The sequence below is a fragment of the Fimbriimonadales bacterium genome (assembly GCA_035559795.1).
GTDB lineage: Bacteria > Armatimonadota > Fimbriimonadia > Fimbriimonadales > ATM1 > DATMAR01.
Map to the genome: position 1 here is coordinate 441975 of DATMAR010000003.1, position 13316 is coordinate 455290.

General features: G+C 45.5%; 12 protein-coding genes and 2 riboswitches. Of the genes, 7 read left to right on the plus strand and 5 right to left on the minus strand.

Translation table 11 applies throughout. The features are described 5' to 3' along the window. Window positions 1-46 precede the first annotated feature (46 nt). On the plus strand, window positions 47-952 hold the full coding sequence (locus VNK96_02685; GenBank protein ID HWP30617.1) for a hypothetical protein: 906 nt from the start codon (window positions 47-49) through the stop codon (window positions 950-952). A 75-nt stretch (window positions 953-1027) separates the two neighbouring features. Here the strand turns inward: VNK96_02685 and VNK96_02690 are convergent, their stop codons facing one another. After that, a complete protein-coding gene (locus VNK96_02690) occupies window positions 1028-2692 on the minus strand; it encodes a carbohydrate binding domain-containing protein (GenBank protein ID HWP30618.1) in 1665 nt (554 codons plus the stop codon). 59 nt (window positions 2693-2751) lie between these two features. Beyond that, window positions 2752-3903: a M28 family metallopeptidase gene (locus VNK96_02695; protein HWP30619.1), complete on the minus strand. Its 1152-nt coding sequence runs from the start codon at window positions 3901-3903 to the stop codon at window positions 2752-2754. A gap of 59 nt (window positions 3904-3962) precedes the next feature. Further along, a riboswitch (cyclic di-AMP (ydaO/yuaA leader) is annotated at window positions 3963-4098 on the plus strand. Window positions 4099-4154: 56 nt separating this feature from the next. Between VNK96_02695 and VNK96_02700 the strand changes: the two genes are divergently transcribed. From VNK96_02700 to VNK96_02715, 4 genes are read left to right on the plus strand one after another with little or no spacing between them, the layout of a single operon-like run. Next, window positions 4155-4454: a hypothetical protein gene (locus VNK96_02700; GenBank protein HWP30620.1), complete on the plus strand. Its 300-nt coding sequence runs from the start codon at window positions 4155-4157 to the stop codon at window positions 4452-4454. A gap of 35 nt (window positions 4455-4489) precedes the next feature. After that, entirely contained in the window at window positions 4490-5620 is a 1131-nt protein-coding gene (locus VNK96_02705) for a glycoside hydrolase family 172 protein (GenBank protein HWP30621.1), read from the plus strand. A 22-nt stretch (window positions 5621-5642) separates the two neighbouring features. After that, window positions 5643-6542, plus strand: coding sequence for a three-Cys-motif partner protein TcmP (gene tcmP / locus VNK96_02710; GenBank protein ID HWP30622.1), 900 nt, complete (start codon window positions 5643-5645; stop codon window positions 6540-6542). Window positions 6543-6544: 2 nt separating this feature from the next. Next, complete coding sequence (locus VNK96_02715) at window positions 6545-7264, plus strand: phage Gp37/Gp68 family protein (GenBank protein HWP30623.1); 720 nt, start codon at window positions 6545-6547, stop codon at window positions 7262-7264. 54 nt (window positions 7265-7318) lie between these two features. Here VNK96_02715 and VNK96_02720 read toward each other — a convergent pair whose 3' ends face one another. After that, window positions 7319-8080: a prepilin-type N-terminal cleavage/methylation domain-containing protein gene (locus VNK96_02720; GenBank protein ID HWP30624.1), complete on the minus strand. Its 762-nt coding sequence runs from the start codon at window positions 8078-8080 to the stop codon at window positions 7319-7321. A gap of 183 nt (window positions 8081-8263) precedes the next feature. Beyond that, window positions 8264-8383: riboswitch (cobalamin riboswitch) on the minus strand. After that, window positions 8380-8982, minus strand: coding sequence for a class II aldolase/adducin family protein (locus VNK96_02725; protein HWP30625.1), 603 nt, complete (start codon window positions 8980-8982; stop codon window positions 8380-8382). It overlaps the preceding riboswitch by 4 nt. An 87-nt stretch (window positions 8983-9069) precedes the next feature. Here VNK96_02725 and VNK96_02730 point away from each other — a divergent pair, with 87 nt between their 5' ends. Next, window positions 9070-9987: a hypothetical protein gene (locus VNK96_02730; protein ID HWP30626.1), complete on the plus strand. Its 918-nt coding sequence runs from the start codon at window positions 9070-9072 to the stop codon at window positions 9985-9987. A 76-nt stretch (window positions 9988-10063) separates the two neighbouring features. Next, window positions 10064-11362 carry an alpha-L-fucosidase gene (locus VNK96_02735; protein HWP30627.1) on the plus strand — a complete coding sequence of 433 codons (1299 nt, stop codon included), beginning with the start codon at window positions 10064-10066 and terminating at the stop codon, window positions 11360-11362. 114 nt (window positions 11363-11476) lie between these two features. Here the strand turns inward: VNK96_02735 and VNK96_02740 are convergent, their stop codons facing one another. Beyond that, on the minus strand, window positions 11477-13027 hold the full coding sequence (locus tag VNK96_02740) for a hypothetical protein (GenBank protein ID HWP30628.1): 1551 nt from the start codon (window positions 13025-13027) through the stop codon (window positions 11477-11479). Window positions 13028-13316 lie beyond the last annotated feature (289 nt).

A 13316-nucleotide genomic window follows, 5' to 3' on the forward strand; every position in this document is an offset into this window, starting at 1 on the left:
TTACCGCTTTCTCCATGCGCGTCATAATTCACTATAGATTCGAAGCATGAAAAAACCGAAGAAGTTCCTTCCCGAAATCCCCCGCGATCACACACATCCAGTCTCTGCGAAGTGCGTAATCTCGTCTTTCGAAGCCCGCACGATGCTCGAACAAAAAGATTCTTTGGGGAAGAAAATAGAGGTTTCCTTGAATCTCGGGATGAGCGTAAGTGAAGTAGAAATCGCACGGGAAGGGGTGCGTATTTCGAAAGACGCGATTCTGCACTGGGAGATGCTCGAAAAAATTGCCGAAGCGGGGAGAAGAGTTTTTTATTTAGTAGGGAACGAATGGCACGAAGCGAAAAAGTTTTCGGAGCGCACAGGATTAATGAGAAGCCTTGTCGCTACAGGCAGAGCGCCGACGATGATGGTTTCTGGAATTCTGATGCATCGCATTAAGGAAATAGACCCGATAACAGATACACAAATGAAATTGAAAACGATTGCGCCTATTCGAGGATACGTATTGGATACGGCAACCGGCTTGGGCTATACCGCCATCGAAGCCGCTAAAACTGCCGAATATGTTCTTACGATAGAACTCGACCCAGTCTCATTGGAACTGGCAGCGATAAATCCGTGGTCCAAAAATCTTTTTACGAATCCGCGCATCGAGAGGATACTCGGAGATACTTCCGAATTGATCTACGAATTGCCCATAGGAAGTTTCAGCGTCGTGATTCATGACCCCCCCACGATATCTTTGGCCGGCGAGATGTATTCCGGAGCATTTTATGAGCAACTCTTTCGTGTTTTGAGTCGAAAAGGAAAACTCTTTCATTATGTCGGTGATCCAGAAAGCAGAACGAGTTCACGAGTCGTGAAAGGGGTAATGAGACGCTTGAACGATGTCGGCTTTCGCAAAGTACGCTTGCATCACGAAGCATTCGGCGTGAGCGCAGAAAAAATGTAAAGATATTTGGAACGTAAACAATTGGGGAAACAATCCGTTTAGATAGAAAACAAGGGGGGGCGTTGCCCCGTAGCATCATCGCGCCTCACGGCGCTCGACAGTTCCCCAGGCTGCTTTTGCAAAAGCCTCGAGGTTCGAATAATCCCCTCGCCACGTCGTATACATTACACCGACTACTCCGGAAACCGAGGCGGCATCTTCGAGCCACTTTTTGATGCTTTCCACTTCTCCATCATAATATCCAGCGAGAATTTGCTTATGCCCTCGCGATGCAAAGAATGGCAAACTCTTTTTGCGCTCAACGAAATTCCAATTCACGATAATGACCTCTTTCGGCAACCCGAGCCATGAACCTTCCCACGAACCATTTACGAGATAATAATCTCCACGCGCATTATGATAAGGGTCGAACATATCACTCCAAACGAAAACTCTCGCATTCGGAGACGCACTTCGAATCATCTCGATGCATCTTTTTACATTATCCGCGAGAAGTTGACCTGGGGTGAGTTTACGCGCGATACACGTTTTGCACCAATTGGCGACTCGAATTTCATCATGAGACATAAAATAACCTTTTGGGTCGAGAACGTTCTTCACGTTCGACAACTCTTGTTGCAATAAGGAATAAGTCTTCGGCTCACTCAAGCAGATACATACCTGCCCTTGATAAACTGTAATCGCGTGATAAAAACTCACTTTCAGTCGCTCTCCTTGTTTTATTCGCGAGTTCGGAGTCAATCGAAGGCGTGGAGGTTCGTGATAGACTTCGTATCCTCCGGGCCAGGGGACTGTTCCCATTCTTTCATCTATGACGGTTTCGAAATCCCTGCCCTCTACGTATTCGATTCCGCTCTCGCTTCGAACGGTCAGAGGACAACCTTCGCGTCGAATTACGTTGAGCAGCCCCACCTGCTCCATACGCGCATCGTCCCACCAAATTTTTCCGTTATTCCCCCCCCAAACTCCGAAGTAAATCCGCACACTCGTATTGTCTCTGCTGTTAAAAACGACATGATGCTCTTTCCAATCCTGCGTTGGCCGCACACCGAGCGAAGTGAAATCGAGCGACTTTCCCTCTCTTGTGAGCACGGCAATGCGCGCATTCCCTGCTCGGTCGAAGTTTTCCGTTTTAATCCAAACAGAAATATGATATTGCTTCCAAGGCTTCACTTCGACAAGTTGATGCACTCGAGCATTTCCGTGAGGGTTCACTTGCCCGATGTTTTCCATGCGCAAGGAACGAGCGCCGTGATGGACGATTCGCGAATCGGCGAATGTCGAAAGCCCTATATCGTCCTGAAATTCCCAGCCGGCGAATTTATCTCCTGTCGCTTCTTCGAAATCCAAATTCTTTGGAAGAGGCTGCTCTTCTTTAGCGAGTTCAGCGTATCTCTCTCGCGCTACGAATATCGCATCGTAAACCGGTAGTCCTTCGACGAGATTAGGGTCGTGGGATAAAAGCCCTTCGGAATATCCAATGGAAAAAACTGGGGGATAAATATCAAGTTCGAGTTGTTTTGCCGCTTGCTTTACTTTTTCTATGTTTTCGAAGTACTGCTTCGGTACTCGGTCGAGAATAGAGAGTTTGAAATCGGCCAAAACGATTCCGTTATATCCCGCATTTTTCGCCCGCTTCATGATACTGATCACTCTCTCGACGTTTTCGTTTACTTGAAGATTCCCCGTCACATATACCCAACGATATTCGAACTGTTCGGGCATTTTCGATGCAGTCAAAAAGCAACTTAGGAATACAAAATATAACGAATATAACAAAATAATCACCTCCTATCGAATTATCTTATAACGACGGGAATCCCCCCCTCCGCACCGACTGCGAAAATATGGTCGTCTTTATTAACTTTTTCTATCGTGATATGATTAGTCTCTCCTACGTGTTTCACATTCTGCCAAACCGGGCTCGTTGTTTCTCTCCAATACACGACGTATTTCACACCAGGTGTCGCTTTCCAAGTAAGCGTCGTGTCGTGTCCTTGTCGCATTTCCATGCGAACATCTGTCGGTTGCTCACCGGCATTAGCAAGAGATGCCATCGCAAGTAAATTCACCCGAGCGACATTCGCTAAATATTCGAAATCCATGTGTTCCGGCAAATCGTTTTCCGTATGCTGCCTCGTGTATTCCTCATGCACTTCCACGAAACGCACCGCCGTATAACCCTCTTCATTAAAAGGAACATGGTCTCCTGAGCGACCGAAGCGGTCTCTGCGAAAAACTAACTTTATATTGAAATCGGAATCTCTCGTTAGCCATTCTATCCATCGCGCGAGTTCACGACTTTGATGATTTTCGGATTCTTCGCTGAATATTCGAACTCGTTTGGGATCTTTTTGTCCGTTTAGATTTCCACTCGAACCCACCGTGTCGTTATTGAACACTGCTTCGATTTTCCATCCTTCGGCTTTTGCCTTTTTAGCAAAGGCGCGTGCTCCATGAAGTCCTTGTTCTTCTCCGCTAAACGCGCAAAACACCAAAGTATGTTTCCACTTGTGTTTCGCCATAACTCGTGCGAGTTCTAACGCCAGCGCGGTGCCACTACCGTCATCGTTCGCTCCAGGGGCGCGTCCAGTAATCGGGTCTTCGCGCAAATTCAAAGAATCTATGTGCCCCCCCAAGAGAATGATTTTGTCATCCTCCCCTGGCAGACGCGCAATCACTTGAACGACTTCTTTATCTTCGGGAACGCGCCTTCCCTTCGGAAGTGTGTACCGCATAATTTCGACTTGCAATCCAGGGATTTTTCGATACTCTTCTGCAATCCACTCGCATGCTTTAGTCAATTCCGGTGAAAGGGTGTTTCGAGTATGAAAGGAAGCCAATTTTTCTACGGTTTCACGCAGACGCTGAGGGCTAATCTCTTCGAGCATTTTCTCGATATTTTGTACCGGAGAAAGTGCAACAAAAAACGAAACTAAAGTTCCTACCATAATTTCCTCGATTTTTAAAAATTGAGAAGCAACGACCTAGCAAAATTGAGAGTATAATATAAACAAGACTGCCGAATCCCGACCTTCGGTCGGGAGCGGGGGACCCAAAACCAAGGGGTGAATTCGAAGGATCGAAAGAGTAGCTCTTGGCTCTAACCCGTCAGCTAACCCCGTAGGCGGAAAACAAGAGCGTCTTCGCGCACTCGCGGTGCTACGACGACGCTCCACACCAATTCCGAGGAGGTCGAAAAATGCTTTCGGAAATCGAAGTTCGTCGCCGTATCGCTGAAATAGAACACACAGAGGAGAATCCCGCTCAGAAAGCCCATCGTCTTTTGCAAATCGCCCAAGCGCTTCATGGTGATGTCTTGCGCCTATCGCGTGGGGTGGACATTTTGGAAGGAGACGGTGCAGAAGACGAGGTCAGGAGAATGAGGACTTCCCTTGAGCGCCTCAATCAACTCTCGAAGGAGGTTATGGAAAAAGCCAGGCACCTCCTCCGCCCGAAATCTTCTCACGAAGTGCCAACAAGTTTTCATTTCGGCAGATAGGACTTCGTTCTTTCGGAGTCGATATAATTCCCTGAATGAAGGGATTTTTGTCTATCTCCGATTTACCATTGCGACGAATAGGTCGCTCAAAGCGAATTTCGAGTTGGGATAAGACAGGTGCGAACCACGATTGGATTCCCTTCGAACCACGCGAAAGAAAAATCTTAGCCGAAGTGTCCGGTGCGGGAATCATTCGGCACATCTGGTTCACGATTAATCATCGGGATAGATTGTATCTGCGAAAAATGGTTTTGCGCGCGTGGTGGGATGGAGAAAAAACCCCGAGTATCGAAACGCCGGTAGGAGATTTCTTTTGCTTAGGACACGGCATCGCGAAAAGTTTCCAAAACGCAATGTTCAACACGGTAACGAGCGCATTTAACGAAAGTTGTCTCGGAGGGGGGGTGGCTTTGAACTGTTATTTCCCGATGCCTTTCGAAAAAGGAATGCGAATCGAAATCGAAAACGAAAGTGACGAACGCTGCGATAGCTTTTATTATTATGTAGACTACGACGAGCTCGAAAATCTGGAAGAAGGGATGTTACGGTTCCATGCCCAATATCGTCAAGAGATGCCTACACTGGTAAAAGGAGGCACAATCGCAAGCAAAGGCAAAAATTATTGGATGTACATGGACAAGAAAAACTTAACCGGAAAAGAGAACTATGTTATTCTCGAAGCGAAAGGTACGGGACATTATGTGGGATGCAATTTAAGCGTCCACAACATAGACCCGACGGTGCATATTAAAAAATTCGGAGACGAGGAATTGAAAGTCCCCGAATTGACGTGGTGGGGGGAAGGCGACGACATGTTTTTTATTGACGGTGAATCCTGGCCTCCGAGTTTGCATGGAACGGGAAGCGAAGATTATTTCACGCAAGCATGGGGAATGCACGACCATGCATACCTTTATGCCGGTGTATCTATTTATGAACATGATTCGAAATTTCCAGAACGCCATGCAACGACTTGCTATCGCCTGCATCTGCTCGATCCAGTGATTTTCCAAAAGAGCATTCTCTTCAGTATCGAACACGGTCATGCGAATTTACAGCAGAACAATTATTCTTCGGTCGCGTATTGGTATCAAACGGAACCGCATGCCGCTTTCCCCGTTCTTCCACTCGCTGAAGAACGGATTCCGAGATTTGCAATATTGTAATACATTCTTAGTAAAGAACAGTATGACATTCCAAGTTAGCGAACCTCCAAGTGCGGAATATGGTGGAAATTGGACAAGAGATAAACTTGATCGTCTCAAAAGATACTTACATCCTTATCAGCAAATTCTTAAAGGCGAGAAATATGGTAACTTTTTTAACACGATTTATGTTGACGCCTTCGCTGGATGTGGCAAGGTATACATAAAAAAAGGAAATGTAACTGAACAATCGGATTTTGAAGAATTTCATGAACCCGAAACAAAGGAGTTCGTCGAAGGCAGCGCTAAAATTGCTCTCGGTATTGACCCCCCCTTCGATGAATATATCTTCATCGACAAAAGTAAACAACGTACAAAAGAATTAAAACAACTTTTGGAAAATTATGGACGGGGAGGTCAAGTCATAAATCAAGATGCAAACTCATGGTTGCAAAATTGGTGTGACTCTACGGACTGGAATCGAACGAGAGCAGTTGTGTTCTTAGATCCATGGGGAATGCAGGTCGAATGGGAAACAATTAAAAAATTGGCATCAACTAAGGCAGTCGACATGTGGTGGCTGTTTCCACTCGGTATGGGTGTCTTGCGCTTGCTTGACAGAGATAAAATGCCTACAAAAGCACGAGAAAAACGATTAACAAAGACGTTCGGCAACGAAGATTGGAAAGAAAAATTGTACATCAAGAAAAAAGAGAATACGCTCTTCGGAGTTGAAGAACAGATAGTAAGAGACGCCGATTTAGAAACTCTAAAAAATTACATTCTAGAAAAACTCAGCTCAGTGTTCGTTAGAGTAGCTCCGAACCCGCTCGTTCTCCGCAATTCGAGAAATGCACCACTTTATCTACTTTGCTTTGCGGCATCAAATGTGAAAGGAGCAAAGACAGCCGTTAAAATTGCAAGTCATATTCTTGGGAGGTAATCATGGCTGGTGTTAGCGAGATTGAATGGACCGAAATGACATGGAACCCTGTAACAGGCTGTACTAAGGTCAGTCAGGGTTGTAAACATTGTTATGCTGAAAGATTCGCAAAGCGCCTCAAAGCAATGGGAGTAAAGCAGTATGAAAACGGATTTAAGATAACGCTTCATCCCGAACTTTTGGATGTTCCATTAAAATGGAAAAAGCCCCGTTTTATATTCGTAAATTCTATGAGCGATTTGTTTCACGAAAAAGTTCCATTTGAATTCATTCAGAAGGTTTTCAGGACAATGTGTGAGTGCACATGGCATACATTTCAAGTTCTCACAAAAAGAAGTGATCGCCTAAAAGAGATTGCTTCATTACTTCCCTGGCCAAATAATGTTTGGATGGGTGTCAGCGTGGAAGATGAGCGAGTTTTATACAGAGTACATGACCTTCTTCAAACACCAGCACGAGTAAAATTCCTATCATGTGAGCCTCTTATAGGACCACTCGATGATTTACCGCTTGATGGAATCCATTGGGTAATCGTGGGAGGAGAATCAGGACCAAAAGCCCGGCCTATGAAAAAAGAGTGGGTAATTTCAATTTATAGACAGTGCCGTCAAGCAAATGTCCCATTTTTTTTCAAGCAATGGGGTGGAGTACGAAAAGATCTAACCGGCAGACGATTAAACGGGAGAATCTACAACGAAATGCCAGAACCGATAAACCTATAATACGAAGTCATTCAAAACAATATCAGATCTCTTCTTATTTTCTAATTTCCGACATTACTTCAAATCGAACCATTCGTCCGTAGTGAAATTTCCGTCTTCGTCTAAATCTCCTAAGTTGTTCTTCACGAAATCCTCTGCCTGAAAGCCATAGCCGAAAGTGCCGGAGCGATATTTCGGTCTAAGCGTTTTCGCATGTCCGTCGCACCAAACCGTATTTCCCATCTCGTTATGCCGTGCGTGAAACCCCGGATAATTGAAGGAGGGGGGGTCGAGGTAAGCATTGCCCTCTAACGTCGCTTTATCGTAATCCCAATTGTTGATGCGAGCGGAATCGGCGAATGCTATCGTGTTCGCTGGGTCTTGGATTTGATGGGTAAAAACCGGAATCGGAACCTCCGTCCAGTCCGGTGGTTGATATTCAGAAGGGCTCAAATAAGCATAATTGTATGCGTAGCCCGTATATCCCAACACCGTTCGGAGGAAATTTTCGAACGAAGGGCACGCTTGAATAGCGCGATTGTTCATGTAGGGATAGAGCAATCCTTCGTTTTCGCGCAATTTTTCTCCGTCCCAACTCCCCCACCAATAAATCGTCTTGTTTCCGTTTGCGATGTTTGCGCGCATGCAAGTTTCGTCGAAGTCGGAATTGTACATTCCCCATGCTTTAGCGATTTGCGATAGATTCGAAGCGCAACTCGTCTTCCTCGCCGCCTCTTTCGCGCGCGTGAGAACGGGGAACAAAATTGCCGCGAGAATAGCGATGATTGCGATAACGACGAGAAGCTCGATCAGCGTAAAACCTTTTCTTTCTTTCATCTTTTCCTCCATGTTTTCGTATGTGTGATTCAAAGAAATGTGCGAATAGATTTGTCGAAAATGGAGGACTGCAGGTTTTAAAAAAACCGCAGCGCTCCTTTAAGGGCGCTGCTTTCGAGATGAAGACTTAGAAGTTCTTCAGTTTTTCACTGATTCGACCGACAAATCTTGTGCTCGCAAGCAACACCGGTCGCTTCGCAAAGCAGGCATTCGGGCTTCGGTTCTCACCGTTACCGTTGCGGCACAGCGCCGGACTTTCACCGGACTTCCCCTGCACGCGAGGCTTAACCAAATATACCCTACGATTCCTTTTGCATCACGTGGGCTACGAAAAGCATATGGGCAATTCGTTCTAAAGTTTCCATCCGAATATATGCCTCTTCTAAAGAACCCCCTATCGTAACCGCTCCGTGGTTGCGCAAAAGGAACGTTTTATGCGACTGCAAGAAGGGAACTAAAACATTCCCCATTTCATCTGTCCCCGGCGTAGCGAATGGAACTAACGCAACTTTCCCCAAAACAATTTCGACTTCGGGAAGACTTTCATGAGGAATCGTCTTTCCTGCAATAGCGAATCCGGTGGCAGTCGGTGGATGCGCATGGACGACGGCAAAACATTCCGGCAGTTCTCGATAAATTCGAATGTGCATTCGAAATTCCGAAGAAGGCTCTCCATAAGAAATCGGTTTACCGTGCAAATCGGTTACGACGAGTTGATGTGGCTCCAAATCGCCTTTGATAACTCCGCAAGGCGTAATCAAAAGATGATTTTCGTCGAATCGGCAGGAGACGTTTCCTTCGGAGGCACCTATAAGTCCTCTTTCCCATAACCTTTTTGCGATTCGACACATCTCAAACCGCAAAGCCGTCTCTGAAGGATATCTATTTTTATGTTGACTCATTTATCAAAATTCTACTCTTGTTAGATTCATTTCCCCTTGGCGAGTAGGAGAAAGTTTGTTATACTAACTTGAGAAAGGGGGATAAAAATGAACCGCAACTGCCTATTTCTTGTTCTGCCGCCTCTACTCTCGACGATTATCCTGCCGGGAAGCGTGCCTAAAGACCAATTAGGAGGCGTAAAGCCACCGATTCTCCGTCTGACAATAGAGAACGATCAGGGCGAATTTTCCGGCACAGGCACAATCTTTCGCAAAACAGTAGAAGGAAGCGAAATCCGCTTCTGTATCCTAACGGCTGACCACGTGGTCGAAATAAAGGGAAAACTCACACTCGGATTCGGAGATATCGGAGGTGCGGAGACTTTTATTGTTGAACCGAAAGCAAAGACGATTCATGGAAGCCAAAATTTCAATAACGCAGACCTGGCAGTCGTTCAAGTCACCATCGACAGTACTCAAGTAGACACACATCAGTGGTCTTTTTTAAGCGGTATCTTACCAGTCTCCATAGCCTCCCCCCCGAATGCAGAGCGAGAGTGGCAATTCGACAACAAACTCATGTATGACGTATCGCTTTGGGGCTACGGAAGAACAGGAGATCCGCTACGTCAAGACGGATATCGCTCCCTTTTCGCAAGACCCGAACACGAAAATGGAACACTTCGATGGTTCAGGCAAAGAATTATCGCGCATGCAAACGAATTCGAATTCACAGATTCAGGCACCGGAAAGATGTATAAAAGCAACATCATGGTATATACATTCGACAGAAATCGAGACGCCGGAGCGATTGCTAATGAGGGTTACCCTCTTACGGGAGATTCCGGCGGACCCGTCTTCTATGGGGATTTCGTAGTCGGAGTTCAGAGTTTCGCTACGAACGAAGAGGTGAAAAACGAAAAAGGCGAAGTGATTGGAATTGATGTTTTATATGGCAAGCCTGGTGGACCCGTCCGTCTTACCGCAGGATATATTCAAAAAATCAATAAACTATGCCCTGAGTAAGAAACCGACATAAAGAAATGCTGTTATGATATTGATGAATTTTCTTGTTTTCGCTGCATTTTCCCATTCAGAGCCTATGAAACCTATTCCGTTCGAAAATCCGAAACAGGACTTCTTTCACGAATCAAAAGAACTTCGTGATCAGCGTATGCGGTGGTTTCGAGAAGCCCGATTCGGAATGTTCATCCATTGGGGGCTCTATGCAATTCCCGCTGGAGAGTGGAAAGGGAAAACATATAACGGAGCGGGTGAATGGCTCATGTATCACGCGCAAATCCCCCCCGAAAAATACGAACCTCTCCAAAAACAATTCAATCCCGTTAAATTCAATGCGCGAGAATGGGTGCGCATCGCAAAAACGGCTGGAATGAAATACATCGTGATAACCAGCAAACATCACGACGGTTTTTGTCTATTCGATAGCAAGTTCACTGATTACGACATCATGGGAACTCCTTTCAAGCGCGACATCCTTAAAGAACTCTCTCGTGCGTGTAAGGAAAACGGGATTCGCTTAGGCTTTTATTATTCGATTATGGATTGGCATCACCCCGATTATTTGCCTCGCCGCCCTTGGGACAAACGCGACGCATCGCAAGCGAATTTCCAACGTTACATCGAGTATATGAAAAACCAACTCCGAGAACTTCTCACCCATTACGGAGACATCGGAATTCTCTGGTTCGACGGAGAATGGGAAGAAACATGGAATCACGAGTACGGAAAAGACCTTTACAACTTCGTACGAAGTCTGCAACCGAATATCATTATCAATAACCGCGTAGACAAAGGGCGCGAGGCTAAGGGAGAACACTATGGTGATTACGGAACACCAGAACAGGAAATTCCAGCAAGCGGATTGCCAGGAATGGATTGGGAAACTTGTATGACGATGAACGACACATGGGGATATGTAAAACACGACAACAACTGGAAATCCGCCGATACTCTCATTAAAAATTTGGTAGACATCGCCAGCAAAGGCGGAAACTATTTGCTCAATGTCGGACCGAACGCATTAGGCGAGATCCCGCAGGAAAGCGTCGAAAGGCTTAAGACTATAGGAGCGTGGCTGAAGAGAAACGGAGAAGCCATTTACGGAACTTCTGCAAGTCCGTTTTCCGAAAAATTAGAATGGGGGCGCGTAACTCAAAAACCTGGAAAGCTTTTCCTCCACGTTTTCGATAAAGAACGAAAGGAAATCGTTCTCCCTGCCTTCGATGCGAAAATAATACGCATTTACGAACTCACCAATTCGAAAAAGAAAACTCTAACATACACGAAAACGAATAACGGTATAGCGATATTAATACCGTATCTACGTCCTGATAATTCGGTAAATGTTTTTGTTGTAGAATACGAAAAACTAAAGTAAGTCTATTGGTTTGTTTCACGGTCTTTAGTGGTTGAACTCTGTGTTATTAACAACATGAGACGCATGAAGTCAACTCGTAATCCGGTATCCCCCATCTATCCTTGGAACTCCGGGTTAATACTTTCCCCAAGTTCGCCAATGTACTAAATCTGTTATCGCTTTCCACTTAAGCGCTGATAGTCCCTCAGTTTCCCACCTAACTTGAGCCGTTATTTCACCAGTCGATGATACGAATCGTTTTGCGTTATTGTTCAATCCAATGGTAATATTAATCTTTGAATCACTAAGTGTGCTCTCGCGTAAATCAATTAATTCGAAAGAGTTCGTCTCATAATTAAAAAGGTAAAGACCTTGCAGGATGTTAGGTATAGAAGCAGACGACTCTACAGTTATTTCTAATTGAGTGATTTTGGTAATCGGGCAAATGCCTTTTACTTCTATAACATTTTGAGGTTTCTCTGTTCTTGAAGAACTTTCAACTATAACTTTAGAATCATCACTTTTGAGGAGAGATGTTATATCACCTTGCAGCAGATTCCCGGCAAGCACTGTAAAGGAACTTGGCAAAATATCGAAAACGCTCCCTCCGAATTCTGCCTTTGCAACCCAACCCTCCCACACACTCCCCGAATTACCAAAGCCAACTACAGTTACATAGGAACCATTTCGAGCAACATCAAAAGCGTCCGCTATCTGTGAATATTTCGGAGCATTAACGTTATTCGCAATCAACCAATCGACTACGCGTCTCATTCCGTATTCGGCGTCCCAAATGATGCCCTCGTTTCCATAAATTGTTGTAAAGCATTGACCAACGATCACCGTACCGTCCCCAGAAACCGCCCAGGCTGTACTGTAAAAGTAGTTAGTTACCTCAGGTAAGTACCCCAATCCTTGCATGCCTTCTTCTGCAGTCCACCTGAACGCTTCAGCTTTTTCTGAACCCGGAGAAGCTACTCCAACAATAACCGACCCATCTGCAGAAACTGCGTTCGCAGCACTCGCATACGAGCCGCTTCCTAAGTCACCTAATCCTTGCATTCCCCCTGAGGAAGTCCATCGGAAAGCTTCAGTGCCTTTTGAAGACATACTTTGACCTACAATCGTGCTTCCATCTGCTGAGACGCCATAAGCAGCGCTAAAAAATCCGCCTCCTGCCAAGTCCCCGAGTCCTTGCATTCCATCAGACTCTGTCCACCGAAAAGCTTCTATTCCATTCGCTGAGTTACTTTCGCCAACAACAATAGACCCATCTCCAGAAACACCCCACGCAATACTTCTAAACGACCCCCCAGGAAGATCGCCGAGACCTACTAGTCCTCCTTCTGAGGTCCAACGGAACGCTTCTGTAAAAGCCCCGTTAGACATTTCTCCAACAATAAACTTTCCGTCTTCAGAAACATTATATGCAATCCCGTTCACATCCGTTGTTAAAGGTTCTAATCCAGTAAATTCTGTCCATTGCACGGGTACTGTCCCTTTATTTCCAAGTACTGCATTGCCAACTGCAACCATGCCGTTGTCGGATATCCCCCGTAGAACGCTTACTTCGTCTTCAACTAAAGTACCAACCCAAACAAAATAACCGTCCGCAAAAAGATTCTTAGGAAAATTGAACACCAATAAAGTCAAAGTAAAAAAAGATAATTTTATAGCCTTTTTCATAGTCTTCCTCTTCATTTTCATTGACTACCGGCTTTGGCGGATTGTTCCATAGCAACACGGAACCTGTGCCAAATTTCTTAAAGAAAATAACGACATGGGAATAAAAGGTGCAAAAAAGCCAAAATGCTTCTAAAAAATGGGTATCCTATGCCGAATGCACTCCGATAAGCGTATGCTCAGGGGGTCTCGATGGAGCACTGGCTCCTGGTTCGGCATGCCGTTTTTGATAATCGCGCGGTGTGCCCGCGACCACGCCAGCAAGGAGACCCAGACAGTTCGATTGTCGGGT